Origin of the sequence: Duganella sp. S19_KUP01_CR8 (genome assembly GCF_036688705.1) — a bacterium.
Lineage (GTDB): Bacteria > Pseudomonadota > Gammaproteobacteria > Burkholderiales > Burkholderiaceae_D > Rugamonas.
This window is the reverse complement of record NZ_JAQQPR010000002.1, coordinates 190,876-214,889: the sequence shown is the minus strand read 5'-3', so window position 1 is coordinate 214,889 and position 24,014 is coordinate 190,876. Positions and strand designations below refer to the sequence as shown.

Annotated in this window: 24 protein-coding genes; 9 read left to right on the top strand and 15 right to left on the bottom strand. The window is 64.7% G+C overall.

What is annotated here, in order from left to right:
- Window positions 1-8: 8 nt before the first annotated feature.
- Window positions 9-782 carry an IclR family transcriptional regulator domain-containing protein gene (locus V6M89_RS02830; RefSeq protein WP_332851729.1) on the bottom strand — a complete coding sequence of 258 codons (774 nt, stop codon included), beginning with the start codon at window positions 780-782 and terminating at the stop codon, window positions 9-11.
- Window positions 783-924: 142 nt separating this feature from the next.
- On the opposite strand from V6M89_RS02830, the gene pcaH reads away from it, so the two are divergent.
- The 4 genes from pcaH to pcaCD are packed head-to-tail and all read left to right on the top strand — an operon-like array spanning window position 925 to window position 4,833.
- Window positions 925-1,617 carry a protocatechuate 3,4-dioxygenase subunit beta gene (gene pcaH / locus V6M89_RS02825; protein WP_332851728.1) on the top strand — a complete coding sequence of 231 codons (693 nt, stop codon included), beginning with the start codon at window positions 925-927 and terminating at the stop codon, window positions 1,615-1,617.
- Window positions 1,618-1,630: 13 nt separating this feature from the next.
- Entirely contained in the window at window positions 1,631-2,152 is a 522-nt protein-coding gene (locus V6M89_RS02820) for a protocatechuate 3,4-dioxygenase (RefSeq protein ID WP_332851727.1), read from the top strand.
- Between the two features lie 18 nt (window positions 2,153-2,170).
- Window positions 2,171-3,574: a 3-carboxy-cis,cis-muconate cycloisomerase gene (gene pcaB / locus V6M89_RS02815; protein WP_332851726.1), complete on the top strand. Its 1,404-nt coding sequence runs from the start codon at window positions 2,171-2,173 to the stop codon at window positions 3,572-3,574.
- A complete protein-coding gene (gene pcaCD, locus V6M89_RS02810; protein ID WP_332851725.1) occupies window positions 3,571-4,833 on the top strand; it encodes a bifunctional 4-carboxymuconolactone decarboxylase/3-oxoadipate enol-lactonase PcaCD in 1,263 nt (420 codons plus the stop codon). The genes pcaB and pcaCD overlap by 4 nt, the downstream gene beginning before the upstream one ends.
- A gap of 8 nt (window positions 4,834-4,841) precedes the next feature.
- Here the strand turns inward: pcaCD and V6M89_RS02805 are convergent, their stop codons facing one another.
- The 3 genes from V6M89_RS02805 to V6M89_RS02795 are packed head-to-tail and all read right to left on the bottom strand — an operon-like array spanning window position 4,842 to window position 8,036.
- Window positions 4,842-6,029, bottom strand: coding sequence for an ABC transporter substrate-binding protein (locus tag V6M89_RS02805; protein ID WP_332851724.1), 1,188 nt, complete (start codon window positions 6,027-6,029; stop codon window positions 4,842-4,844).
- A 13-nt stretch (window positions 6,030-6,042) separates the two neighbouring features.
- Complete coding sequence (locus V6M89_RS02800) at window positions 6,043-7,008, bottom strand: PDR/VanB family oxidoreductase (protein ID WP_332851723.1); 966 nt, start codon at window positions 7,006-7,008, stop codon at window positions 6,043-6,045.
- Entirely contained in the window at window positions 7,005-8,036 is a 1,032-nt protein-coding gene (locus tag V6M89_RS02795; RefSeq protein WP_332851722.1) for an aromatic ring-hydroxylating dioxygenase subunit alpha, read from the bottom strand. The genes V6M89_RS02800 and V6M89_RS02795 overlap by 4 nt, the downstream gene beginning before the upstream one ends.
- A 117-nt stretch (window positions 8,037-8,153) precedes the next feature.
- Here V6M89_RS02795 and V6M89_RS02790 point away from each other — a divergent pair, with 117 nt between their 5' ends.
- Both V6M89_RS02790 and V6M89_RS02785 read left to right on the top strand, forming a co-directional pair.
- Window positions 8,154-8,648 carry a MarR family winged helix-turn-helix transcriptional regulator gene (locus tag V6M89_RS02790; protein ID WP_332851721.1) on the top strand — a complete coding sequence of 165 codons (495 nt, stop codon included), beginning with the start codon at window positions 8,154-8,156 and terminating at the stop codon, window positions 8,646-8,648.
- A 44-nt stretch (window positions 8,649-8,692) separates the two neighbouring features.
- Window positions 8,693-9,154 (top strand): cache domain-containing protein, encoded by a 462-nt coding sequence (locus tag V6M89_RS02785; protein ID WP_332851720.1) that lies wholly within the window; start codon window positions 8,693-8,695, stop codon window positions 9,152-9,154.
- A gap of 6 nt (window positions 9,155-9,160) precedes the next feature.
- Here V6M89_RS02785 and V6M89_RS02780 read toward each other — a convergent pair whose 3' ends face one another.
- From V6M89_RS02780 to V6M89_RS02750, 7 genes are all read right to left on the bottom strand, one after another.
- Window positions 9,161-9,862 (bottom strand): ABC transporter ATP-binding protein, encoded by a 702-nt coding sequence (locus tag V6M89_RS02780; protein WP_332851719.1) that lies wholly within the window; start codon window positions 9,860-9,862, stop codon window positions 9,161-9,163.
- On the bottom strand, window positions 9,855-10,613 hold the full coding sequence (locus tag V6M89_RS02775) for an ABC transporter ATP-binding protein (RefSeq protein ID WP_332851718.1): 759 nt from the start codon (window positions 10,611-10,613) through the stop codon (window positions 9,855-9,857). Before V6M89_RS02775 ends, V6M89_RS02780 begins: the two co-directional genes overlap by 8 nt.
- The gene (locus V6M89_RS02770) at window positions 10,610-11,644 is read right to left on the bottom strand and encodes a branched-chain amino acid ABC transporter permease (RefSeq protein ID WP_442881943.1); all 1,035 of its coding nucleotides are present in this window, start codon (window positions 11,642-11,644) and stop codon (window positions 10,610-10,612) included. Before V6M89_RS02770 ends, V6M89_RS02775 begins: the two co-directional genes overlap by 4 nt.
- Window positions 11,641-12,507 (bottom strand): branched-chain amino acid ABC transporter permease, encoded by an 867-nt coding sequence (locus V6M89_RS02765; protein WP_332851717.1) that lies wholly within the window; start codon window positions 12,505-12,507, stop codon window positions 11,641-11,643. Before V6M89_RS02765 ends, V6M89_RS02770 begins: the two co-directional genes overlap by 4 nt.
- Before the next feature lie 69 nt (window positions 12,508-12,576).
- Window positions 12,577-13,779 (bottom strand): 3-oxoadipyl-CoA thiolase, encoded by a 1,203-nt coding sequence (pcaF, locus tag V6M89_RS02760; RefSeq protein ID WP_332851716.1) that lies wholly within the window; start codon window positions 13,777-13,779, stop codon window positions 12,577-12,579.
- An 11-nt stretch (window positions 13,780-13,790) separates the two neighbouring features.
- Window positions 13,791-14,435, bottom strand: a complete 645-nt coding sequence (locus V6M89_RS02755) for a CoA transferase subunit B (RefSeq protein WP_332851715.1) — start codon at window positions 14,433-14,435, stop codon at window positions 13,791-13,793.
- Window positions 14,432-15,097 carry a 3-oxoacid CoA-transferase subunit A gene (locus V6M89_RS02750; protein WP_332851714.1) on the bottom strand — a complete coding sequence of 222 codons (666 nt, stop codon included), beginning with the start codon at window positions 15,095-15,097 and terminating at the stop codon, window positions 14,432-14,434. The genes V6M89_RS02755 and V6M89_RS02750 overlap by 4 nt, the downstream gene beginning before the upstream one ends.
- Before the next feature lie 135 nt (window positions 15,098-15,232).
- Here V6M89_RS02750 and V6M89_RS02745 point away from each other — a divergent pair, with 135 nt between their 5' ends.
- Window positions 15,233-16,072: an IclR family transcriptional regulator domain-containing protein gene (locus V6M89_RS02745; RefSeq protein WP_332851713.1), complete on the top strand. Its 840-nt coding sequence runs from the start codon at window positions 15,233-15,235 to the stop codon at window positions 16,070-16,072.
- Here the strand turns inward: V6M89_RS02745 and V6M89_RS02740 are convergent.
- The gene (locus tag V6M89_RS02740; RefSeq protein WP_332851712.1) at window positions 16,069-17,160 is read right to left on the bottom strand and encodes a porin; all 1,092 of its coding nucleotides are present in this window, start codon (window positions 17,158-17,160) and stop codon (window positions 16,069-16,071) included. The two genes, V6M89_RS02745 and V6M89_RS02740, sit on opposite strands and share 4 nt — an antisense overlap.
- A 208-nt stretch (window positions 17,161-17,368) precedes the next feature.
- On the opposite strand from V6M89_RS02740, the gene V6M89_RS02735 reads away from it, so the two are divergent.
- Entirely contained in the window at window positions 17,369-18,544 is a 1,176-nt protein-coding gene (locus V6M89_RS02735) for an ABC transporter substrate-binding protein (RefSeq protein ID WP_332851711.1), read from the top strand.
- A 26-nt stretch (window positions 18,545-18,570) separates the two neighbouring features.
- Here V6M89_RS02735 and V6M89_RS02730 read toward each other — a convergent pair whose 3' ends face one another.
- Together V6M89_RS02730 and V6M89_RS02725 are read right to left on the bottom strand one after the other, a co-directional pair.
- Window positions 18,571-20,298 (bottom strand): tannase/feruloyl esterase family alpha/beta hydrolase, encoded by a 1,728-nt coding sequence (locus V6M89_RS02730; RefSeq protein ID WP_332851710.1) that lies wholly within the window; start codon window positions 20,296-20,298, stop codon window positions 18,571-18,573.
- 11 nt (window positions 20,299-20,309) lie between these two features.
- Window positions 20,310-21,476, bottom strand: coding sequence for an ABC transporter substrate-binding protein (locus V6M89_RS02725; RefSeq protein ID WP_332851709.1), 1,167 nt, complete (start codon window positions 21,474-21,476; stop codon window positions 20,310-20,312).
- A 128-nt stretch (window positions 21,477-21,604) separates the two neighbouring features.
- Between V6M89_RS02725 and V6M89_RS02720 the strand changes: the two genes are divergently transcribed.
- Complete coding sequence (locus V6M89_RS02720) at window positions 21,605-22,096, top strand: MarR family winged helix-turn-helix transcriptional regulator (RefSeq protein ID WP_332851708.1); 492 nt, start codon at window positions 21,605-21,607, stop codon at window positions 22,094-22,096.
- A 19-nt stretch (window positions 22,097-22,115) separates the two neighbouring features.
- Here the strand turns inward: V6M89_RS02720 and V6M89_RS02715 are convergent, their stop codons facing one another.
- On the bottom strand, window positions 22,116-23,900 hold the full coding sequence (locus V6M89_RS02715) for a sigma-54-dependent Fis family transcriptional regulator (RefSeq protein WP_332851707.1): 1,785 nt from the start codon (window positions 23,898-23,900) through the stop codon (window positions 22,116-22,118).
- Window positions 23,901-24,014: the final 114 nt, after the last annotated feature.

The window sequence follows — 24,014 nt, the reverse complement described above, 5'->3', positions numbered from 1 at the left end:
CGGACTTACTACAGCAAGGCGTTCAGTTCGACCTGGATCTTGATCAGCGCCGGCAGGCAGCGCTCCACCATCTGCTCGCGCGGCATGCGGCCGGCGTGAACGCTGATGTTCATCGCCGCCACCACCTCGCCACGGAAATTCTTCAGCGGCACGGCGATGGTGCGCAAGCCCAGTTCCAGCTCCTGGTCCACCAGCGCATAGCCTTGCGCGCGGGCGCGGGCGATCTCCAGCGCCAGGCGCTCCTTGCCGACGATGGTGTGCTCGGTGATCCGTTCCGGCTGCGCGCGTTCCAGGAAGTCGTCGATCTGCTGCTGCGGCAGGTGCGCCAGCAATATGCGGCCGTTGGCGGTGCAGTAGGCCGGCACGCGGGTGCCCGGCTGCAGCGTGACCGACACCAGCTGCCCGGCGCTGACCGCAGCCACGCACACCAGCTGATCGTGATCGAGCACACCGACCGATGCCGCCTCACCCAGCGCATAGGCCAGCCGATATAACAAGGGCTGCACGATGCGCGGCAGACGCGCCGAATGCAAGTAGGACTGGCCGAGCCGCAGCACCATGGGCGTCAGCGCGAACAGCTTGTTCTCGTGCCGCATATAGCCCAGATGCGTCAGCGTGATCAGGTAGCGGCGCGCCGCCGCCCGCGTCAGGCCGGTGCGCTCGGCCACTTCGGCGATGCTCAGACGGCTGCGCTCCTGGTCGAAAGCGGCGATCACCAGCAGGCCTTTTTCCAGGCCCGCCACCAGGTCGCGCTGGGCTGGGACGTCGTCTTCAGCAGTCATAAGGCAGAAATTGAGTGATTTGTGCGAGTATCGCACAAAATGGGCGCATAGCGGACTTCATCGACCATACACGTATTGTGACGCGGCGCGGCCTTCCCTAACATCGTCTCCACACAACACAACAACCATCAGGAGGCCCGCCTTGAACTTCGATGCCATCCCGTCCGGCGTCTACCCGGAACTGATCTACGCGCCCTACAAGTCCACGCTCAAGCGCGGCCCCACCCAGCCGCTGCTGCGCATCCGCGCCGACCAGCCGGTGCAGGACAATGTGATCGCCTCGCCGCGCATCCTGCTGCCGAACGATATGGACCTGACGGCGCACGGCCACGGCGCGCCGCTGGGCGAGAAGATCGTCGTCACCGGCCGCGTGGTCGACGAAGACGGCAAGCCGGTGCGCAATTCGCTGCTGGAAGTCTGGCAGTGCAATTCGGCCGGCCGCTATTGGCACAAGAAGGACCAGCACGACGCCCCGCTCGATCCGAATTTCTACGGCATCGGCAAGATGATGACCGACGACGATGGCCGCTACCGCTTCGTCACCATCAAGCCCGGCCCCTACCCGTGGGGCAATCACGACAAGGCATGGCGCCCGGCGCACATCCACTTCTCCTTGTTCGGCAACGTGTATGCGCAGCGCCTGGTCACGCAGATGTACTTCCCCAGCGATCCGCTGTTCGACTACGATCCGATCTTCCAGAGCATCCCGGACCTGGCCGCGCGCCAGCGCCTGGTCTCCCGCTATAGCCTGGAACACACCGACAGCGACAAGATGCTGGGCTATGAATTCGATATCGTGCTGCGCGGCCGCGACGCCACGCCCATGGGCATTTAAAGGAGCTATCGGCATGAGCCACATCACCACCTCACAAACCATCGGACCGTTCTCGCATGCAGCCTGGCAGTGGGCGGCCGACGCCAGCGCCGCCGGCCAGCTGGAAACCAGCGCGCCCACCATCACCGTCAGCGGCATCATCTACGATGGCGACGGCACGCCGATCAACGACGCCCAAATCGAAGCCTGGCAACCGGAAGCCGCCGGTGCGGAAGCGGCGCAGGCGCTGCCTGGTTTCCGCCGTGTGCCCAGCGGCGAGCAGGGAGAATTCAGCCTGCGCTTATCGCAATGCGCGGCGCCGTCCAGCGGCGCGCCGGCCACCTTCATCACCGTGTTCGCTCGCGGCCTGGTCAAGCATCAGTTCACCGCTGTGTTCCTGGAGGACGACAGCGGACTGGCAGAATCGGCGATATTGCAGCAGGTGCCGGCCGCGCGCCGCCCCACGCTGATCGCCCGCAAGACGGCGCCGGGGGTCTATCATTGGGACATCTGGATGCAGTCCGAAAAAGAGACCGTATTCTTCGACTATGTCTGACCTGCCAGCGGAGTTCTCTTGAGCGTATCCATCTTCGACAGTTTTCTCACCACGCCAGACATGATCGCCGTCTTCGACGACGCCGCGATCGTGCAGGCCATGCTGCGCTTCGAGCAGGCGTTGGCGGAAGCCCAGGCCAGGCAAGGCATGCTGCCGCCGGAATCGGCGCGCGCCATCGCCGGTGTCTGCAACGCGCAGCTGTACGACATTCCGGCCATCGTCAACGCCGGACGGCGCGCCGGCAGCCTGGCCATTCCGCTGGTGCGTGAGCTGACGCGTACCGTGGCGCTGTACGACGCCGAGGCCGCAGCCCGCGTCCATTGGGGCAGCACCAGCCAGGACGTGATCGACACCGCCATGGTGCTCGCCACGCGCGACGCGCTGCAACTGCTGGACGACGGCTTGCACGACCTGACCGGACGCCTGCTGCAACTGGCGGACCAGCATGCGGCAACGCCTGTGCTGGCGCGCACGCTGATGCAGCCGGCGCAGGTGAGCAGCTTCGGTTTCAAGATCGCCGGCTGGCTGGCGCCGCTGGTGCGCGCCCGCGCGCGCCTGCGCGAGTGCGCCGCGCGCGCGCTGCAGCTGCAACTGGGCGGCGCCGTCGGCACATTGGCGGTGATGGGTGAACAAGGCGCGGCCGTGGCGGCGCTGGTGGCCGCCGATCTGGGCCTGAAACTGGCGGATGCGGCCTGGCACACGCAGCGCGACGAGTGGGTGCGACTGGGGTTGGAAGTGGCGGTGCTAACCGGCAGCATGGGCAAGATAGCCACCGACATCAGCCTGATGGCGCAAGGCGAGATCGCCGAACTGGCCGAGCCGTCCGGCAATGGCCGGGGCGGTTCTTCCGCCATGCCGCACAAGCGCAATCCGGTATCGGCCATGATCGCGCTGGCCGCCGCCACCCGCGCGCCGCAGCACGCCGCAGCGCTGTTGGCCAGCATGGGACAACAGCATGAACGCGGCTTGGGCAACTGGCAGGCCGAACTCGCCGAATGGCCAGGCCTGTTCCTCAGCGCGCACGGCGCGTTACAAGCAATGAACGACGCCTTCGCCGGCCTGCATGTCGACCCGACGCGCATGCTGCGCAATATCGACGCCTTGCAGGGACTGGTGTTCGCCGAGGCGGCATCTGCCTGGCTGGCGGGCGCCATCGGCCGTCCGGCGGCCCACAGCCTGCTGGAAGAAATGAGCGCCGAGGCTTTGGCCGGCGGGCGCAATCTGGCCGAGGTGCTGGCCGATGCGGTGCAGGCCGACGAGCAGCTGCGCAAGCAGGTCGACCCGGCCGCGCTGGCGTCGCTGTTCGATCCGACCATCGCCGCAGGCCCGGCCCAACGCCTGGCGCAGCAGCAGCTGCATGGCCTGCGCAAGGACATCGCCGCGCTGAACTCCAACCCATTCCATCTCAGGACACCCGCATGAGCTTCGATCCCATCGACCACGACTTCGAGCGTGGACTGAACAACCGCCGCGCCATCCTCGGCGACGCCTGGGTGGATAAATCCCTGGCAAACGCCAACAGCTTCAACGCCGAGTTCCAGAACATGATCACGCGTTTTGCATGGAACGAGATCTGGGGCCGCCCTGGCCTGGAACAGAAGACCCGGCGCGCCATGGTGCTCGCCACCACTGTCGCGCTGGGCCGCTGGGAGGAATTCGAACTGCACGTGCGCGCCGCTCTGCTGGGCGATGCGGCAAACCGGCTATCGCCGGACGAACTGAAGGAAGTACTGATGCAGTCGGCGATTTACGCTGGCGTCCCCGCCGCCAACACAGCCTTCGGCTATGCGATGGCGATCCTGCGCGAGGTCGGTCCGCAAATCGGTTACACGCTGGAGCCGTCGGCACCGGCCGCCGCCAGCCATCCTGGCGTTGGCCGCGAGGGCCGCAGCACCGGCCAGCCTGCGCTGCACTACACGGTGCGCGAGCCGCGCAACGGCAAGGCTCCGCGCCACACGGTGGTGCTGAGCCACGCCCTGGGTTGCGACCTGGCGATGTGGGACGGCCTGGCCAACCAGCTGGCCGCCGACTGCCGCGTGATCGCCTATGACCATCGCGGCCATGGCGGCTCGGCCGCACCGCAAGGCCTGTACAGCATGGCCGATCTGGCCGACGACGCCGCAGCGCTGCTGCGCGAACTCGATACCGGCCCGGTGGTGTGGGTGGGTCTGTCGATGGGTGGCATGGTCGGCCAGGAGCTGGCGTTGCGCCATCCATCGCTGGTTCGCGCCCTTGTGCTGGGCAATACCACCTCCCGCTATCCCGAGGCGGCGCGCGAGGCCTGGCAGCAGCGCATTGCCACCGTGCGTGAACAAGGCATCGAAGCGATTGCCGACGCGGTGATGGGCCGCTACTTCCACGACGCATTCCGCGCCGAGCACGCGGCCACGGTGGCGCGCTTCCGCCGCCGCCTGCTCAGCACAGACAGCAGCGGCTATATGGGCTGCTGCAATGCGGTTGGCACGGTCGACACGACGGAGCGGCTGGCCGCCATCGCCGTGCCAACGCTGGTCATCGCCGGTGAGCTGGACCAGGGCACGCCGGTCAGCATGTCGGAAACCGTGCAGCAAGCCATTCAGGGCGCCGCGCTGGTCGTGCTGCCCAATGCGTCACACCTGGGCGCGGTCGAACAGCCGGCGCTGTTCGCGTCGGCCGTCGCCGGCTTCATCGCCGGCTTGTAGGTCCAGCGCTACACGCCCGGGTCGCGCACCTTGTCGGCCTGGTCGAACTCGATGTTGTAGAAGGAGCCGGCGCTGGCTTCGGCCTTGCGGATGTACACGGTCTGCACGATGTCGCGGCTGGCGGCATCGATGCTGACCGGGCCGCGCACGCTGGTCCACGCCATGCCCTTCATCGCCGCCAGCAGCTTGTCGCCGTCGCTGTCGCCGTTGGTCTGTTTGAGCGCCTGGTACAGCAGATGCATGCCGTCGTAGGCGCCGACCGAATGGAAGTTGGGCCGCATCCCCGGGTTGGCCTTGCCGAAGGCTTCCACATAGGCCTTGTTCTCGGCCGATGGATGGGCCGCCGAATAGTGATGGCTGCTGACCACACCCGCCGCGGCAGGGCCGATACTGGCCATCAGGTCGTCGTCCAGCACATCGCCGGTGCAGATCAACCGTATGCCGGCGGCGGCCAGGCCGCGCTCGGTGAACTGCTTGAGCACCGCAGCGCCCTCGCCCGATGGTACGAACACAAACAACGCATCCGGCTTCAAGTCCCGCACCCGCGCCAGGAACGGCGCATAGTCCGGGTTGCGCAGCGGCGCGCGCAGGCTGTCGACCACCTTGCCGCCGCCTTCAAGCAAACCTTTGACGAATACCTTTTCCGCATCCAGCCCCGGCCCGTAGTCGCTGACCAGCGTCACCGCACTCTTGATCTTGTTCTTGGCCGCCCACTGCGCCATCGGTGCCGTCACCTGCGCCAGCGTGAAGCCGGTGCGCACGATGTACGGAGAGCGCTGCGGCACCGCCGACGCGGCAGCCGCCATCACGATCATCGGCACCTTGGCCTGGGTGGCGACCGGCGCTGCGGCGAAAGCCAGCGGCGTCAGGCCAAAGCCGGCCAGCACCTGCACCTTGTCGCGCGAGACCATTTCCTGCGCCAGCCGCTTGGTCACGTCCGGGGCCACGCCGCCGTCGTCCTTGAGGATGATCTCGATCTGGCGGCCGGCGACGCTGGCGCCGTTCTGCCGTATGTACAGCTTGACCGCCGCCTCGATCTGGCGGCCGGTGGAAGCGAACGGGCCGGACATCGGCACGATCAAACCGACTTTCAGCGGCTCAGTGGCGGCCGTGGCGACGTTGGGCAGAACTCCGGCCGACAAGGCGGCGGCGCCCAGCAACAACTGGCGGCGTTGGGAATTCATATGGCCTGGCATGGTGTCTCCTTTTTTATAGGTCCAGCAGCAACGTGCCGGTTTTGGAACGTGAACAACAAGGGGTAAATTGGTCGTTGGCGGCTTGCTCCGATTCGTCCAAGTACAGGTCGCGGTGGTCCGGCACGCCGTCCAGCACGCGCGTCAGGCAGGTGCCGCACACGCCCTGCTCGCAGGATGCGGGTATGAATACGCCGGCATCGGTGAGCACGCGCAGTACGGTGCTGTCGGCCGGGATGGCGTACACATTGCCGCTGGAGGCCAGCTTCACCTCGAATGGCTGATCGCCGTCCGCCGCTGGCGTGGCTGCGGCGCCAAAGTATTCGAGGTGCAGCTGCTCCGGCGGCCATTGTTGCGCCTTGGACGTGACCTTGACATGGTCGATGAATCCGGACGGGCCGCAAAAATAGATGTGCGTCTTGCGGTCCAGTTGCGCCAGCAGCGCGGGCAGGTCCAGCTTCTGCGCGGCGTCGCCGCTGTCGTAATGGAAGTGCACCTGCGGCGCAAACGGCGCAGCGGCGATGCGTTGACGGAACGCGGTGCGTTCAGGTGAGCGCGCGCAGTAGTGCATCTGGAACGCGGCACCACGCGCCGACAATGCCTCCGCCATCGCCAGGATGGGCGTGACGCCGATGCCGCCAGCCAGCAGCAGGCTGCGTTCGGCGTCGGCCAGCGGGAAGTGGTTCTTCGGTACGCTGATCTGCAGCGTGGCGCCGGCCAGCACTTCTTCATGCATGGTCTTGGAGCCGCCACGCGACGAAGGATCGCGCAGCACACCAATCAGGTAACGGTGCCGCTCCTGTGGCGGGTTGCAGAGCGAGTACTGCCGCACCAGGCCGGCGCCAACATGGACGTCGATGTGCGCACCGGCGGTGAAAGGCGGCAGCGGCGCACCATCCGCGCTGACCAGTTCATAGGTGCAGATATCCTCGGCCTCCACATGGCGGCGTTCTACCCTCACCTGGAGCAGTTCGGTACTCATGCGCGCTGCTCCTTTTCCAGCCACTGATCCAGCACGCGGCGCGACTGCACGCCGCCGGCGTCGATATTCAGCATCAGCAGCTTGCGCTCCGGGTGGCGCAGGATGTTGGCCTGCTGTAGCTCCAGCATCTCCCGGTCCTCGCCGAAGATCTTGCCCTGGCCGGTGCGTATGGTGGCGGTCAGTTCCTCGTCGTCCGGCTTGAAGTTGCGCGCCATGCCCCAGAAGTACCAGTGCGAGATCTCGCTTTCCGGTGTAATGAAATCGACCACGATGCTGGAAGCCTTGTGCTCCGGCGCGGCGTCGTAGCCACCCTTGCCCGCATGCGCCACGCCGACTTCGATCATCACATGGCTAGGCGCCGTGAAGCGGCAGATCTGCCAGCGGTCCACCGGCACGTCGTCGGCCAGGCCGTTGCCGCGCAAGGCCGCGCGCCAGAACGGCGGCGCCATGATGTTCTCCATATAGCGGCTGGTGATCACCTCCTCACCCTCGACCCGCGTGTTGACCGGCGCCTCATCGATCTCCTTCTGGCCGATGCTCGACGCATGCACATAGGTCTCGTGCGTCAGGTCCATCAGGTTATCGATCATCAGGCGGTATTCGCAGTTGATGTGATACAGGCCGCCGCCGTAGGCCCACTCAGGATTGTCCGCCCACTCCAGGTGATGGATCAGCGCCGGGTCGGCCAGTTCGCGTTCACCGGTCCAGACCCAGATAAAGCCGTAGCGCTCCTCCACCGGATAGCTGCGGATGCAGGGAAATCCGCGCACGCGCTGGCCCGGCATGCTGATCACCTTGCCGTCGCAGCCCATCTCCAGGCCGTGATAGCCGCACACGAGTTGACCGTCGCGGACGAAGCCCAGCGACAGCGGCGCGCCGCGGTGCGGGCAAAAGTCCTCCACCGCCGCCACCTTGCCTTCCGCGCCACGATAAAACACGATCTTCTCGCCGCAGATCTGCCGGCCCAGCGGCTTGCCATCGATTTCATCCGGCGTGCAGGCCACGTACCAGGTATTTTTCGGGTACATCTTGTCTCCTTGTTCGATTTTCAGTTTATATTCAGTGCACTGAATGTTGTAAAGTATAGACCGTAAATCGGCAAAGTAAACGCCCCGACCAAATTCTTTTTACGCAGAGGCCATGCCATGCCAGACACAGAGAGCAAATTGATTAACCTGTACGAACATCCCGGCCACTTGCTGCGCCGCGCGCAACAGATCTCGGTGTCGATTTTTTACGACGAGATGGGCGAAGAGCTGACGCCGGTGCAGTACGCGATGCTGCGCAACCTGGAAAGCCACGGGGGCATCGACCAGGTATCGCTGTCGGCCATCAGCGGCATCGACACCTCGACCGGCGCCACCGTCTGTGCGCGGCTGGAGGAAAAGGGACTGCTAACGCGGACCGTGATTCCGACCAACCGCCGCCAGCGATCCCTCACCATCACCGGCGCCGGCGAACAGCTGCTGAGCGATCTGATACCCGGTTCGCAGCGCTTGCGACGCCGTTTGCTCGCGCCCCTGTCCAGCACAGAACAGCTGCAATTCATGTCGCTGCTGACCAAGCTTGTGCAGGAAAACAACGAGCAAAGCCGCGCACCGCTCACGGATGGCGTGACGGTCGCGCGCGAGGTAAGCTGATAGCGGCACACTTGAATGCCGCGATCATCAAAACAGGAGACCCAATGAAACGCTATGCCATCGCCGGCCTGACCGCCATGCTGCTTATGCCTGCCCTGCCCGTCCTCGCACAAAACGCCAGCAAGGCCGACGCCATCGCCCTGGTCGACAAGGCCGTCGCGAACATCCAGAAAAAAGGGATAGAACAGGCGTGCAAAGACTTCGCCGATCCGAAGGGCGGCTTTATGCAGGGCGACCTGTACGTGTTCGTGCAGGACGCGCAGATGATGATGGTCTGCCACGCCACCACGCCCAAGATGAACGGCAAGGACATGTCGCAGCTGAAGGACGCCAACGGCAAGAAGTTCGTGCAGGAGATGCGCGATATCGCCCAGTCGAAGAAACCCGGCTGGGTCGACTACGTCTGGGTCAATCCGGTCACCAAGGCCTTGGAGGACAAGGCCTCGTATATCCGCCAGGCCGAGGATAAATACACCGTCGGCGCCGGCATCTACAAACCTAAATAAAACGCCTCAGGCCACGGCGACCAGGCGATCCAGCTTGTCGCCGTCGGCCAGCAGGCTGGCGCTGTCCGAGTCGTGCACGATGCGGCCACGATCAAGCACAATGGCGCGCTGGGTCAGCGACAACGCCAGCCGCGCATGCTGCTCCACCACGATCACCGACATGCCCTCCTCCTTCACCAGCCGGCGTATCACCCGCACCAGCTCCTGCACGATGATGGGGGCGAGGCCTTCCATCGGCTCGTCCAGCAGCAGGATACGCGGGTTGGTCATCAACGCGCGGGCGATCGCCACCATTTGCTGCTCGCCGCCGGACAACTGGTTGCCCATGTTGGCGCGGCGTTCGTGCAGGCGCGGAAAGATCTCGTAGATCTTTTGCAGATTCCAGCGGCCGGGCCGCGCCACCACCGTCAGATGCTCCTCCACCGTCAGCGACGGGAACATATGCCGTTCCTGCGGCACCCAGCCCAGGCCAGCGCGCGAGCGCCGGTGCGTGGGCATGCGCGCGATGTCGCTACCTGCCCAGCGGATGCCGCCGCCGTGCAGTCGCGTCAATCCCATCAGCGTCACCAGCAGGCTGGTTTTTCCAACGCCGTTGCGGCCCAATAGCGCCAAGCTGTCGCCTTCGTTCAGCGTGAACGATACGTCTTCCAACACGATAGACTCGCCATAGCCGGCGGTGACTTTATCGAGCGCCAGTAATTCAGCCATGTTCGGCCTCCCCCAGATAAACTTCTTTGACGCGCGGGTCGGCCGCGATCTCCGCCGGCGTACCCTCGGTCAGCACTTTGCCGCCGACCAGCACCGTGATGCGGTCGGCGAAGCGGAACACCAGTCCCATATCGTGTTCGATAAACAGCACCGTGACGTCGCGCGGCAGCTGCGCCAGCACTTCGAATAGCTCCTTGCTCTCCGCCTGCGGGATGCCGGCGGCCGGTTCGTCCAGCAGCAGGATACGAGGCTTGGTGGCCAGTGCCAGTGCGATTTCCACCAGCCGCTGCTTACCGTAAGCCATGCTGCGCGTGACGCTGTTGGCCTGGTCGGTAAGCTTGAGCGTGGCCAGCAAGGCCATCGCCTCGTCGATCACGTCGGCGTGTTTAGCCACCGTCTTGTACCAGACCGATTGCAGGCCGCGCCGCTCGCAGATCGCCAGCGCCACCGATTCCAGCACCGTCATGCCAGCGAACAGGGTGTTGAGCTGGAAGGTACGCGTCATGCCGCGCCGTACCCGCTGGTGCTGCAGCAGGTGCGTGATGTCCTCGCCGCCCAGGTAGACCTTGCCGCTGCTGGGCATAAAGCCGCCCGTCAGCAGATTGATGAAGGTGGTCTTGCCGGCGCCATTGGGGCCGATCAGCGCGTGGCGCGCGCCCGGCTCGAAGGTCAGGCTCACATCGCTGTTGGCGACGAACGGGCCCCAGCGCTTGGTCAAGCCTTCCGTGCGCAGTGTGATGTCCTGGCTCATGCCTGCTCCTTCCGTTTGAAACGCGACGCCATCTTTTCCAGCCCGCCAAGGATGCCGCCGCGCGCGAACAGCACGATCACCATCAGCAGCAGGCCGATATAAAACTGCCAATAAGCCGGATTGAGGCCGGCGATGTAGTCCTGCGCCAGCATGAACACGGCGGCGCCGACCAGCGCGCCGTACAGCCGGCCGGTCCCACCCAACACCAGCATGATCAGCAGCTCGGCCGAACGCGGAAAGCCCAGCGAATCCAGTCCGACGAACTGCGTGGTCTGCGCCAGCAGCGCGCCGGCCAGCCCTGCCACCGTGGCGGCCAGCGTGAACACGGCCACCAGGCGACGGTTGACGTCCACGCCCAGTGCAGGCATGCGGCGCGCGCCCTCGCGAATACCGATCAAGCTCAAACCGAACGGCGACTTCACCACCCGGCGCAGCACCACGAACACGATGAACAGCACGGCGAAGCTGTAGCAATAAGCCACGTTACCGTTCAAATCAAATTCGAAAGCGCCGAACAATTTACCTACCATCATGCCGGACAAGCCGTCCACGCCCCCCGTGAGGAAGGATGCCTTGTTGGCCGCTTCGAACAGCATCAGGCCTATGCCCAGCGTGACCATCAGGCGCGTCAAGTCCTGGCCGCGCACCACCAGGAAGGACATGACGAAGCCAAACAAACCGGCCACCACTGCGCCGGCCAGCAGGCCGCTAAACGGCTCGCTCCAGCCGTGCACCGACAACAGCCCGGCAGTGTAGGCGCCCAGGCCGAAGAAAGCGGCGTGGCCCAGCGAGACGATACCGGCATAGCCCAGCATCAAATCCAGCGACAGCGCGAACAGGCCGACGATCATGATCTGGCTGATCAACACCAGATAACCAGGGAAGGCGAAATACGCTGCCACCGGCAGCAGCCAGAAGGCGATTTCCAGCGGCGACCAGCGGTCGTCGGGCAAACGGAGTAGGCTCATGCTCTGCACCTTGTTGACGGCGGCGGGCGCCGGTTTGACTTCAGCATCGGCGAAGGCGTTCATGCTTTCCTCCTGATCAGGCCTGCCGGGAACAGGATCAGCAGCACCACCATCAAGCCATAGATGACGAAGGCGCCAATCTGCGGCACGTAGTATTTGCCTGCGACGTCGAACACGCCCAGTATCAGCGCCGCCAGCAGCGGCCCCTTGATGGTGCCGGCGCCACCCACGGCGACCACCAGCAGGAAGTAGACCATGTATTTGATCGGGAAGGTCGGATCCAGTCCCAGCACATCGATGCCCAGGCCTCCGCCCAGGCCGGCCAAGCCGGAGCCCAGCGCGAAGGTCAGGCTGAACACCAGGCCGACATTGATGCCCAAGCCGGCGGACGCGGTTTGATTGTCCACCGACGCGCGGATCTGCGCGCCGAAACGGGTGCGCTCGATCAGCAGTCCCAGCGCCAGCGTGACCAGCACCACCACGCCGATCAGGAACAGGCGATACGCGCCAACCTCAAGGCCGAGCAGCGATACCTGCCCGCGCAGCCAGTCCGGCAGCGTGACCGGCTGCTGCGATGGGCCGAACAGCCAGGTCGCACCGGCCACCGACATGAAGGTCAGGCCGATCGAGAACAGGACCTGATCCAGATGGCTGGCCCGGTACAGGCGGCGGTACAGCAGCCGCTCCAGCACCAGCCCGGCCGCGGCGGAGGCCAGGAAGGCCAGCGGCAGCGAGGCCAGGAACGGCACGCCGAGCCGCGACAACACCGTCACGCTGACATAGCCGCCCAGCATGGCAAAGGCGCCGTGGGCCAGGTTAATGAAGTTCATCATGCCCATCGTGACCGACAGGCCGACGCTGATGAGGAACAGCAGGCTGCCGTAGGCGATGCCGTCGAACAGCACACCGGCGAAATTGGCTAGCATATCGGCCTCCTCGTTTGAATTGTTTTATACATTTTTTGTCTCCACTACTACTCTACAAACTACATTGAATCACACTCTTTCGATAATCATCGCAATGCCCTGCCCTACGCCTATGCACATGGTGCACAGCGCGTAGCGGCCGCCGCTGCGATGCAGCTGGTAGGTCGCGGTAGTGACCAAGCGCGCGCCGCTCATGCCCAGCGGATGGCCCAGCGCGATGGCGCCGCCGTTGGGATTGACGCGCGCATCGTCGTCCCGCAGGCCGAGCTGGCGCAGCACGGCCAGTCCCTGCGCGGCGAAGGCTTCATTCAGTTCGATGACGTCCATCTGCTCCAGCGTCAGGCCGGTCTGGCGCAGCAGCTTTTGCACCGCAGGCACCGGACCTATGCCCATCACGCGCGGCGCCACGCCGGCCGTCGCCATGCCGACGATGCGCGCCAGCGGCTTCAGGCCGTGTCGCTTGGCCGCGTCGCCGCTGGCGATCAGCAGAGCGCAAGCGCCGTCGTTGATGCCGGAAGCGTTACCTGCGGTGACACTGCCCTCGGGACGTACCACGCCTTTCAGCTTGGACAGCGCCTCGATGGTGGTGGCGCGCGGATGCTCGTCCTGCGCGAACAACAGAGGATCGCCTTTCCGCTGCGGCAGCGACACCGGCACGATCTCGCGCGCGAAGACGCCTTCGGCGATGGCGATGGCGGTCTTGTTCTGGCTTGCCAGCGCAAACGCATCCTGGTCGGCGCGGCTGACGCCATAATCCTGGGCGACGTTTTCCGCCGTCTCCGGCATGGTTTCGACGCCGTAGGCTTCCTTCAGCGCCTTGTTGACGAAGCGCCAGCCCATCGTCGTGTCCTGCAAGGCCGCGTTGCGCGAGAACGCCGCATCCGGCTTGCCCATGACGAAAGGCGCGCGCGTCATCGATTCCACGCCGCCGGCGATCATCAGGCAGGCATCGCCCGCCTGGATCGCTCGCGCCGCCGTGCCGATGGCGTCCATGCCGGAGCCGCACAGGCGATTGACGGTGGAACCCGGCACCTCCTGCGGCAGCCCCGCCAGCAGCGCCGACATGCGCGCCACGTTGCGATTGTCTTCACCGGCCTGGTTGGCGCAGCCGTAGATCACGTCATCCACCTGGTCCCACTGCACGTCGGGATTGCGACGCATCAGTTCCCGCAGCGGTACCGCGCCCAGATCGTCGGCGCGCACATCCTTCAGCGCGCCGCCGTAACGGCCGATCGGCGTGCGTACCGCATCGCAGATATATGCTTCGTTCATAGTGTCTCCTCTTATTTCAGCGGCAGCAAAGGCGCGCCGGTGGCGGCCTGCAGCTCTTCAAAACTCAATCCCGGCGCCATCTCGCGCACCGCCAGCCCGGCCGGCGTCACGTCCAGCACGGCCAGATCGGTGTAGATGCGGTTGACGCAAGCGACGCCGGTCAGCGGATAGCTGCACTGGCTGACGATTTTGCTTTCGCCGGTCTTGGTCTGGTGCTCCATCATGACGAACACCTGCTTGGCGCCGATCGCCAGGTCCATCGCGCCGCCGACGGCCGGTATCGCATCCGGCGCGCCGGTGTGCCAGTTGGCCAGGTCGCCGTTGGCCGCCACCTGGAAGGCGCCCAGCACGCACACGTCCAGATGGCCGCCGCGCATCATGGCGAAGGAATCGGCGTGATGGAAGTAGGCGCCGCCGGTCAACAGCGTGACCGGCTGCTTGCCGGCGTTGATCAGGTCTTCGTCTTCCTCGCCGGGAGCCGGCGCCGGGCCCATGCCCAGCAGGCCATTCTCGCTATGCAGGAACACTTCACGCTCGGCCGGCAGGTGGTCGGCCACCTTGGTCGGCAGTCCGATGCCCAGGTTGACGTAGGCGCCTTCGGGAATGTCCTGTGCCACGCGAGCCGCCATCTGGTCGCGGGTATATTTGTTCGTCATACAGCCTCCTTCACTACGCGCTGCACAAAGATGCCGGGGGTGATGATAGCTTCGGGATCGAGCTCGCCCAATGCCACCACCTGCTGCACCTGGGCGATGGTGGTCTTGGCCGCCATCGCCATGATGGGGCCGAAATTGCGCGCCGTCTTGCGGTACACCAGATTGCCCCAACGGTCTCCGCGCAGCGCCTTGATCAGCGCGAAATCCGCATGGATCGGCGATTCCAGCACATAGTGGCGGCCGTCGATCAAGCGCGTTTCCTTGCCCTCGGCCAGCTGCGTGCCGTAGCCGGTCGGCGAGAAGAAGCCGCCGATGCCGGCGCCGGCGGCGCGGATGCGTTCCGCCAAGTTGCCTTGCGGGGTCAGTTCCAGCTCGATCTCGCCGGCGCGGTACAGCGCGTCGAAATGATGGGAGTCGGCCTGGCGCGGGAAGGAGCAGATGATCTTGCGCACCCGCTTGGCCTTGAGCAGCGCGGCCAGTCCCGTTTCGCCGTTGCCGGCGTTGTTGTTGACGATGGTGAGGTCGCGCGCGCCCTGCGCGATCAGCGCGTCGATCAGCGCGGACGGCATGCCGGCATTGCCGAAGCCGCCGATCATGACCGTCGCGCCGTCATGGATGTCAGCCACGGCGCCCTCCAGTGATGCAAATGTTTTGTCGATCATATGCCTGCCTTTTAAGTTCGGTGTGCGATAATCGAACTAATGATTGATTACCGCACATCCAGTGTAGCAACGTAAGCGCGCCACGGTCAACAAAAAAACACCTATCGAACCTGCCTACTGCATTAAAATCACGCCATGTCCAAGACCACCAAACCCAAAACCAGCGTCGCCGAGGCTGAGCCGGAGCACGAACCCAGCATCTCCGAACAGATCGACGCCCTGACCGATCCCAGTTTCATGACCTCGCTGGCGCGCGGCCTGGCCGTGGTGCGCGCCTTCAGCGATTCGCGCAAGCCGCAGACCATCGCCAACATCAGCCAGAAGACCGGCATTCCACGCGCCGCCGTGCGGCGCTGCCTGCATACGCTGCGCGAGCTGGGTTATGTCGATGCGGAGTTGAACAATTTTTCGCTGCGCCCCAAGGTGCTGACGCTGGGTTATTCCTACCTGTCGTCGACGCCGCTGACGGTGTCGGCCCAGCCCTACCTGAACAACATCAGCCGCGCGCTGAACGAATCGAGTTCGCTGGCGGTGCTGGACGATGACGAAGTGCTCTACGTGGCGCGCGCCGCCACCTCGCGCGTGATGTCGGTGGCGCTCAATACCGGCAGCCGCCTGCCCGCCTACTGCACCTCGCTGGGCCGCGTGATGCTGGCGCACCTGCCGCCGGCGGAGCTGGACCAGTACCTGGCCCGCACCGCGCTGCGGCCGATGACGGAAAACACGGTGGTCAACCAGAAGCGCCTGCGCGAAATCCTGTCCGGCGTGCGCCAGGCCGGGTATGCCGTCAACGATGAAGAGCTGGAACTGGGATTGCGCTCCATCGCGGTGCCCGTGCGCGGCGCATCCGGGACTGTGCTGGCGGCGTTGAACGTCGGCGCGCAGGCATCGCGCGTCAGCGTCAAGCAGTTGGAAAAAGAGTTCCTGCCCGTGCTGCTGCGCGGGGCCCAGGAACTCTCCATACTACTTCCTTAGAAACTGTGGCGCAGGCCGGCCATGACGCCGTTCTGCGACAGGCCGGCGCCAACGGTGCCGCCGGCATCCAGCGCCACTGCCGATGCGCCTGAGTTCTTCATTTTGCCCAACGCGCCATACACGGCGGTGCGCTTCGACAGGTAGTAGGTCAAGCGGGCCACCACCATGTTGACGTCCGAGCTGCTGTTCTTGGTGTCGCGGCGCGCCACCTGCACATCCAGCGTGGACAGCGGCGTAACCGGATAGCTCACACCCAGGAAGTACAGATCCGATTCGGTCACGCCGGTGACCGCGCGCGTGGTGCGGTCGACGATGCCGCCGCCGATCTTGGCCGCGCCCACCTTGGCATAGCCGTTGACGGTGATGCGCTTGTCGCTGTTGTCGCTGCTGGTCAGGCCACCGGCCGCGCCGACGTTACCGTACATGATGTCGTAGGAAGTGTTCAGGCCATATTCCGGAGTCTCGTAGCCCACCATGCCGGTAATCTGACGGCAGGCCTTGGAATTGCCCGCCACTTCGCCAGGGCAGCCGGTGGCAGCCGGGCCGCCAGCGGCCGACGCATCGCGCCCGGTGCTGTAGGTGGCGCCAACCACGAAGTTGTTGAAGTTGCCCAGGTAGCCGATGGCGTTGTCGCTGCGCGCGTTCGGCAGATAGGGATCGATGCTGCCGATCGCGAACAGGTTGGGTCCCAGCACGTCGCCCTTCATCGAGGCGATATAAGTCATGTTGATCTGGCGGCCCAGCGTCACCGTGCCGAACGCGCCTTTCAAACCCACCGAGGCCTGGCGGCCGAACAGTCGATTACCCTGCCCCATGGTGCCGGTATCCATCGACAGCCCCATCTCCAGCGTGAACACGGCCTGCAAGCCGTCACCCAGGTCCTCGCTGCCACGGAAGCCCAGGCGCGACGGGAAGGAGCCCGTCAACGACGGCATCTTGGTGATGCTGGCACCTGCGGCATTGGCGTTGGTCGTATAAACCAGGCCTGTATCGACAAGGCCGTACACCGTGACACTGCTTTGCGCCATGGCGCCGGATGCGCTGACTCCAGCCAGCAGCGCGGCAGCGCATCGGATTGCGTTCTTCATTCCAGTCTCCTGTTGTTTTGAATATGTCGTTTTTAAGATGTGCGATTATCGAACAATAGGCTGTTAATCGCACATAGATTGAGATACTATGCATGAAGCGATGCGCTGTCAACCAACGCCGCGTGGCAAAATTGAAGCCCGCCGCCGCCGCCGATTGCCGCGACTAGCCATTCTTCATAGAGAAAACAGAAACGCACAGGAGACCAACATGACGTTGAAAAAATTTGTAGCAATCGCCACACTCGCCACCACCGCGTGGTCGGCAATGCCACTGGCGCAGGCCCAGGACACCATCAAGATCGGCGTGATCGCCGCCTTCTCCGGTCCCTTCGCCGATTACGGCAAGCAGATGGAGGGCGGCATCAAGGCATGGGTTGCGCAGAACGGCGCCACGGTCGCCGGCAAGAAGATCGAGATCATCTACAAGGACACCACCGGGCCTTCGCCCGAAATCGCCAAGCGGCTGGCGCAGGAACTGGTGGTGCGCGACAAGGTCGACTTCCTGGCGGGCTTCGGCCTGACGCCGGAAGCATTGGCCGTGGCGCCCATCGCCGAGCAGGCGAAGAAGCCGATGATCATCATGAACGCCGCCACTTCCATCATCACCACCAAGTCCAACTACATCGCACGCTTCTCGATGACGCTGCCGCAGATCTCCGCGCCGATGGCGACATGGGCGGCCAAGAACAACATCAAGAAGGTGGTGACGCTGGTGGCGGACTACGGCCCCGGCATCGACGCCGAAACGGCCTTCAAGAATGAGCTGGTCAAAGGCGGCGGCGCGGTGACGGAAGCGATCCGCGTCCCGCTGCGCAATCCGGAATTCGCGCCCTACATCCAGCGCATCAAGGACGCCAAGCCGGATGCGGTGTTCATCTTTGTTCCGGCGGGCGAACAAGGCATCGCCTTCATGAAGGGCTACCGCGAGCGCGGGCTGGCCGCAGCGGGCATCAAAGTGATCGCCACCGGCGACCTGACCGACGACCACGTGCTGCCGGCGATGGGCGACGCCACGCTGGGCGTGATCACCACCTTCCACTATTCGGCCGCGCACAAGTCGCCGGAAAACGCCGCCTTCCTGAAGAGTTTTGCGGCCGCGAATCCGGGTGCGGGACGTCCGAACTTCATGGCCGTGGCGGCGTATGACGGCATGGCGGCGATCTACGAAGTGACGCGCAAATTGAACGGCAAGATAGACGGCGACCAGGCCATGGCCATCCTGAAGACCATGCAGCTCACCAGCCCGCGCGGACCGATCAGCATCGATCCGCAAACCCGCGATATCGTGCAGACGGTCTACGTGCGCAAGGTCGAAAAGGTCGGCAGCGAATTCTATAACGTCGAATTCGACCAGTTCACCAACCAGAAAGACCCGGGCAAGTAAGCCGCCTGCCCTGGTCTTTTGCTCCTCTACTTGCAGCTGAAGTTGGCCGCATCCTCGATACTGCCGCTGCCGTTGTACTTGGCCACCTGCGGATAAGGACACAGCGGCCGGGTGCGGCTCGGCGACCATGACGCCGGCACGTCGGTATTGACGCCGCCGGCGTTGCCCGCACCGCGCGCGCTTGCCAGCACACGTTCCGGAGCCTGCCCCTTCTCGACCCAGTTGACCAGGGGCGTCAGCATGTCGAATTGATCGGTGGCTGGCCCTGCGGAACAGTGGTTCATGCCAGGCACCCGGAAGAAGCGCGCGAAGTTGGAGGCGTCGCCGCCGTTCGCGGCACGCAGATTGTCGTACCACGCCGTGGTGTCGTCGCTGGAGAAGATCGGATCGCTGGTGCCGTGGTAAAGCATCATCTTGGCGCCACGGTTCTTCACGGTGCTGTAGTCGGTCAGGTGTGGCGGCAGCATGAAGGACATCGCGCTTTCGGTGTAAGTGCCGTCGGTCGCGGCGACCTGCGTCAGCAAGGTGTCGATGCTGGACGTCAGCGCGAAGTTGGCGCCGTTGAAGGTGGCCGGATTCACCGGCGGCACTTTCCAGATCATCGCCACCGCGCCCGAATCGAGCTGCAATGGGCTGAAGAACTTCCAGAACGCCCAATTGCCGGTGCCCAGGCCGGAGTCATACGGGAAGCTTGAATAGAACTTGCTCTTGGCGCCGGTGAGCGCGCCCGTGAACAGCTGCCCGATCGCCGTCTTCTGAGCGGTGCTGAGACAGGTGCCGTCGCGGCCTTGCGCGCCGCAGGACGGGACGTCGCGCTCCAGGCTAAAGGCAGCCTGGCAGGCGCTGGTGTCCTGCACCAGTCCATCCTTCACGCCATCGAGCGCATCGCACTTGTCCAGTACCGCGTTCGACACCAGCGCGCGTTCGGCGGGCGTAAAGCCGGTCGACAGGTCACCCTGCGTGGTCGCCAGCGCCGCATAGGATTGGCCACCGGCGATATTGGCGATCGCCGCCAGCGGCAGCCGGAAGCCGGGATCGCCAACCAGATAGCCGTCGAACTGCTCGCCGTAGCGGGACGCAGCCACCATCGTGTGACGGCCACCGTTGGAACAGCCGCCGAAATACGACCGGTCCGGCCCCTTGCCGTAGGCGGTCTGGATCACGCTCTTGGCCATCGGCGCCAGCTTGCCCGACGCCTGGTAGCCGTAGTCCAGCCGCGCCTGCGGATCGAGTCCGAACAAAGGCGTCGCCGCGCCATGGCCGGCGTCGGAACTGATCACCGCAAAGCCCTGGTTCAACGCACTGTCCAGCTGCCCGCCGCCACCGACATCGCCGGTCGCAGTGACGACCGAGCCGTCAAGGCCGCCGTTGGCCTGATAGAAGAAGCGGCCGTTCCAGTCGACCGGCAGCCGCATCTCGAAACCGATCGCGTAATTTTGTCCATCCACCGGGCCTACGCGCTGAAACATCGATCCTTTCACCAGGCAGTGCGCCGGCACCGGCTTGCCGGCAACCGTCAGCACACCGGCAGCCACCGAGGCCGCGCTGGTGATCGTCGTATTGGGATAGGCGATCTTGCTGGCCAAATCCGTGCAGGTGGACAGTTTGGCGCCGCTGGCCGCAGCCAACTGCGGCAACGCCGCCGTGGCGCTTGGAACGGTGCCGCCATCTCCCCCGCAACCACTCAATGCCACCGCCGACAGGCAAAGCGCTGCCAGCGGCGTGCCGTTCAAGACACGTCGTTCGATCTTCATGGGATATCTCCTTAGTTGGGGCTGACGTCGCGCAGCACGGCGATCGGCTCGTTCACCAGCTTGCCGTTGACCTTCTTCACTTCGCGGATGTACATGTTCTGCACGATGTCGCGCGTGGCCGGATCGATGCTGATCGGTCCACGCGGACTGTCGCGCTTCATCCCGGCCAACACCTGCATCGCCTTGTCGCCGTTGACGGCGCCGCCGAGTTTGCGGACGGTCTCGTAGATCATGCCCATGGTGTCATAGGCCGCCACCGTGACGAAGGTGGCCGGCGGCCGGCCCGGATTGGCCTGCGCATAGGATTTCAGGAAGGCCTTGTTGGTGTCGTTGTCCAGCGTCGGCGCGTAGTTCAGCACCGTTACCGCACCCAGCGCGCGGTCGCCCAGCGCCTCCAGCGTCGGCGTCTCGCTGGTCATGTCGCCCACGCCGAGGAATTTGATGCCCGCCTTGTCCAGGCCCTTGTCGCTGAAAGCTTTCAGCAGGCCGATGCCATCCTCCACGCCGGGCGCGAAGAAGAACAGCGCGTCCGGCTTCTCATCCTTGATGCGCTGGATGAAGGGGGAATAGTCGGGATTGGCCAGCGGCGCCCGTGCCGAACCCACCACCTTGCCGCCGCCGGCGTTGAACTCCTTGGTGAAGCGCGCCTCCGCATCCAGCCCGGTGCTGTAGTCGCTGACCAGGGTGTAGACCTTGCCGATCTTGTTCTTCGCCGTCCAGGTGCCGAACGGCCCGGTCATCTGGTGCATGGTCATGCTGGTGCGCAGCATGTACGGCGATTTGGCGGTGATGCCGTTGGTGACCGCGTTCATCACGATCATCGGCATCTTGGCCTGTGTGGCGATGGGCGCTACCGCCATCGCGCTGGGCGTCAGCGAAAAGCCGATCAGGAAGCTGACCTTTTCACGCGTGATCAGCTCCTGGGCCGCCCGCTTGGACTGGTCGACATTGGTGCCGCCATCATCGCGGTAGATGATCTCGATCTTCCGGCCGGCCACCTGGTCGCCATATTGCAGCATATAGGTCTTGATGCCGTCCTCGAACGGCTTGCCGGTGTTGGCGAACGGCCCGGTGAGCGCGGCAATGACGCCGATGCGGATGGGTTCCTGGGATTGGGCCTGTACTTGGCCGGCCGCCAACATGGCGGTCGCTACGGCGATAAGGGCGCTGCGCTTCATCGTGTCTCCTCGATGGATGGTTTAAGGATAATTAGTTATGTTTTATAATGATTATAGAATATACGCATTTTCGAGACATTGCAAGCAGCAGGATGGCCGGGACGGCGCTTCTTTGCTAGAATCGGACAATGACCACGCAGCCCAAAAAAAAGAAACCAACTTTAATCGATGCCGTCCAGGAGGCGGCAGAGCAGCCGCTGGACCAGAGCATGCTCCTCGGCCTGGTGGGCTATAACTGCCGCCGCGCCTACATCAATATCTTGCCGTTGTTTGAAAAGCGGATGGCGAAGTACGAGCTGCGGCCGGTGGATTTCAGTGTACTCAGCCTGCTGAAGGCGAATCCCAACATCAACCAGAAACGGCTGTCGGATGCGGTGAACGTGTCGCCGCCCAACCTCGCCATCCTGCTGGACAAGCTGCAGGAGCGCGGGCTGCTACTGCGCCAGCGTAGTCCGCTGGACCGGCGTTCGCAGACGCTGGCGCTGACGGCCGCAGGGCTGAGCATGTGCGCAAAGGCGGAAAAGACCGCCAGCGAGTTGGAAGTGGATGCGACGTCCGCGCTGACCGATGCCGAGCGCGCGCAGCTCGTCAAGCTGCTGCAGAAGATCTACCTGGAGTGACCGGCGCAGTTCATCAGGTTCAGCCCTGCTGGAGCTTCTTCATCCGGTAGGACAGCTGCGGCCGCGTCAGGCCCAATGTGCGCGCCGCCGCCGACAGATTGCCGTCGGCCCGCTTCACCGCCGCCAGTATCAGTGTGCTTTCCAGATTGTCCAGCGACCAGTCCTGCCCGTGTTCCGACGCCTGCCGCAGCATCTCGGGCAGCACGTCGAGCAACGCACCGGAGGGAGCCGGCAGCGGCGCGGCCGCTTCGTGGCTGGTCAGGCGTCCCGTCTGGGCCAGCGAAAAATACGAGGTCCGCGATTCCTCGCCGCTGGTGAACAGGTGCGGCAAATCGATGGGACCATCCTCGTCGGCGTAGATCACGCCGCGCTCCACCAGGTTTTGCAGCTCACGGATATTCCCCGGGAAGTCGTAGTTGAGCAGCGCATCGACCGCGCGCGCCGTGAAGCCGGTCACGCGGCGCTGGTGCTTCTGGCCGTAGTGCCGCATGAAGTAGCCCATCAACAGGGGGATGTCATCGCGCCGGTCGCGCAGCGGCGGCAGGCGGATCGGGAACACGTTCAGGCGGAAGAACAGGTCTTCGCGGAAGCGGCCCTGCCGGATCTCCTCGCGCAGATCGACATTGGTGGCCGCCACCAGCCGCACGTCCACCTTGACGCTGCGCACGCCCCCTACCCGCTCGATCTCGCCCTCCTGTAGCGCGCGCAGCAGCTTGCCCTGCGCCACCAGGCTAAGCGTGCCTATCTCGTCGAGGAACAGCGTGCCGCCGGAAGCGCGCTCGAAGCGGCCGGGCCGCGACTGGCTCGCGCCGGTGAAGGCGCCGCGCTCCACGCCGAACAGTTCGGACTCGATCAGCGTCTCGGGGATCGCCGCGCAGTTGACCGCCACGAAAGGCTGCTCCTTGCGGGCGCCGATCTGGTGCAGCATGTAGGCGAACAGCTCCTTGCCGACGCCCGACTCGCCGGTGAACAGCACCGTGGCGGCGGTTGGCGCCACGCGCTTGAGCATATGGCAGGCCGCGTTGAAGGCCGATGACACGCCCACCATTTCCTTGTCGCCGTAAGGACGTCCGTCATCGCCCGGCAGCACCGCAGCCTGCTGATGCTGTCCCGGCCCGCCGTAAGCGGTGGTGCTGACGAACGATTCCGCGTTCAGGAAGCGCAGGTCTTCCTCCACATTATCCCATTCGTCGGCAGGCTTGCCGACCAGGCGGCAGTGCTTGTGGCCCATCGCCGTGCACTCAACCTCGCGGTAGATGGTCAGCCGTCCGATCATCGCGCTGGTGTAGCCGATGGCGTATCCGGTCTGCATCCAGCACGCCGGCTCAGTGCCGACGCCGAAATCAGCGGTATGCACCTCAGCCTCGCTGGAATGGTGCCACAGGAATTCGCCGTGGTAGGTGCCGCGTTCGAAGTCGAATTCAAAATGCAGCGGCTCGACCTTGACCGCGCCTTCCAGCGAATGCATGCGCGGCCCGGCCGCGAACAGCGAGCCGGGTTCGGCGTCGGGCCAGCGTTCGCGCAGCAGCTGCGCATCGCGCGCGCCGGCCGAATAGCCCACCCGTGTCAGCAGGCCGCGCGTGCGCTCGGGGCCTATGCTCTCCAGCAGTTCGCGCCGCATCGCGCCCAGCGACGAGATATGCAGCAGCTGCATGCGCTGGCCGTTGAGCCAGATGCGGCCATCGCCGGGCGAGAAATGCAGGCTTTGCGTCAGGTCGTCCAGCGTGGGCGCGGCGCCGGCTTTCAAATGCTGGCTGTCGCCCTGCGCCATCTCCGCCAGCGATACGCGAGGGGGTTTGCTCATGTCTCTACTTTCGTCGTCATTCACCAAATCATACATCGGCAGTTCTCCCATTTGATCATTTCATCAATCGCCGGCTCATCTTCTTTTTGCTGCGCTGCGCCGTGCCGGCCCGTT

What these genes read in the sequence shown, in the direction of transcription:
- V6M89_RS02830 (WP_332851729.1), bottom strand. Translation starts at nt 782, where the DNA reads ATGACTGCTGAAGACGACGTCCCAGCCCAGCGCGACCTGGTGGCGGGC.
- V6M89_RS02820 (WP_332851727.1), top strand. Translation starts at nt 1,631, where the DNA reads ATGAGCCACATCACCACCTCACAAACCATCGGACCGTTCTCGCATGCA.
- pcaCD (WP_332851725.1), top strand. Translation starts at nt 3,571, where the DNA reads ATGAGCTTCGATCCCATCGACCACGACTTCGAGCGTGGACTGAACAAC.
- V6M89_RS02805 (WP_332851724.1), bottom strand. Translation starts at nt 6,029, where the DNA reads ATGCCAGGCCATATGAATTCCCAACGCCGCCAGTTGTTGCTGGGCGCC.
- V6M89_RS02800 (WP_332851723.1), bottom strand. Translation starts at nt 7,008, where the DNA reads ATGAGTACCGAACTGCTCCAGGTGAGGGTAGAACGCCGCCATGTGGAG.
- V6M89_RS02795 (WP_332851722.1), bottom strand. Translation starts at nt 8,036, where the DNA reads ATGTACCCGAAAAATACCTGGTACGTGGCCTGCACGCCGGATGAAATC.
- V6M89_RS02790 (WP_332851721.1), top strand. Translation starts at nt 8,154, where the DNA reads ATGCCAGACACAGAGAGCAAATTGATTAACCTGTACGAACATCCCGGC.
- V6M89_RS02785 (WP_332851720.1), top strand. Translation starts at nt 8,693, where the DNA reads ATGAAACGCTATGCCATCGCCGGCCTGACCGCCATGCTGCTTATGCCT.
- V6M89_RS02780 (WP_332851719.1), bottom strand. Translation starts at nt 9,862, where the DNA reads ATGGCTGAATTACTGGCGCTCGATAAAGTCACCGCCGGCTATGGCGAG.
- V6M89_RS02775 (WP_332851718.1), bottom strand. Translation starts at nt 10,613, where the DNA reads ATGAGCCAGGACATCACACTGCGCACGGAAGGCTTGACCAAGCGCTGG.
- V6M89_RS02770 (WP_442881943.1), bottom strand. Translation starts at nt 11,644, where the DNA reads ATGAACGCCTTCGCCGATGCTGAAGTCAAACCGGCGCCCGCCGCCGTC.
- V6M89_RS02765 (WP_332851717.1), bottom strand. Translation starts at nt 12,507, where the DNA reads ATGCTAGCCAATTTCGCCGGTGTGCTGTTCGACGGCATCGCCTACGGC.
- pcaF (WP_332851716.1), bottom strand. Translation starts at nt 13,779, where the DNA reads ATGAACGAAGCATATATCTGCGATGCGGTACGCACGCCGATCGGCCGT.
- V6M89_RS02755 (WP_332851715.1), bottom strand. Translation starts at nt 14,435, where the DNA reads ATGACGAACAAATATACCCGCGACCAGATGGCGGCTCGCGTGGCACAG.
- V6M89_RS02750 (WP_332851714.1), bottom strand. Translation starts at nt 15,097, where the DNA reads ATGATCGACAAAACATTTGCATCACTGGAGGGCGCCGTGGCTGACATC.
- V6M89_RS02745 (WP_332851713.1), top strand. Translation starts at nt 15,233, where the DNA reads ATGTCCAAGACCACCAAACCCAAAACCAGCGTCGCCGAGGCTGAGCCG.
- V6M89_RS02740 (WP_332851712.1), bottom strand. Translation starts at nt 17,160, where the DNA reads ATGAAGAACGCAATCCGATGCGCTGCCGCGCTGCTGGCTGGAGTCAGC.
- V6M89_RS02735 (WP_332851711.1), top strand. Translation starts at nt 17,369, where the DNA reads ATGACGTTGAAAAAATTTGTAGCAATCGCCACACTCGCCACCACCGCG.
- V6M89_RS02730 (WP_332851710.1), bottom strand. Translation starts at nt 20,298, where the DNA reads ATGAAGATCGAACGACGTGTCTTGAACGGCACGCCGCTGGCAGCGCTT.
- V6M89_RS02725 (WP_332851709.1), bottom strand. Translation starts at nt 21,476, where the DNA reads ATGAAGCGCAGCGCCCTTATCGCCGTAGCGACCGCCATGTTGGCGGCC.
- V6M89_RS02720 (WP_332851708.1), top strand. Translation starts at nt 21,605, where the DNA reads ATGACCACGCAGCCCAAAAAAAAGAAACCAACTTTAATCGATGCCGTC.
- V6M89_RS02715 (WP_332851707.1), bottom strand. Translation starts at nt 23,900, where the DNA reads ATGAGCAAACCCCCTCGCGTATCGCTGGCGGAGATGGCGCAGGGCGAC.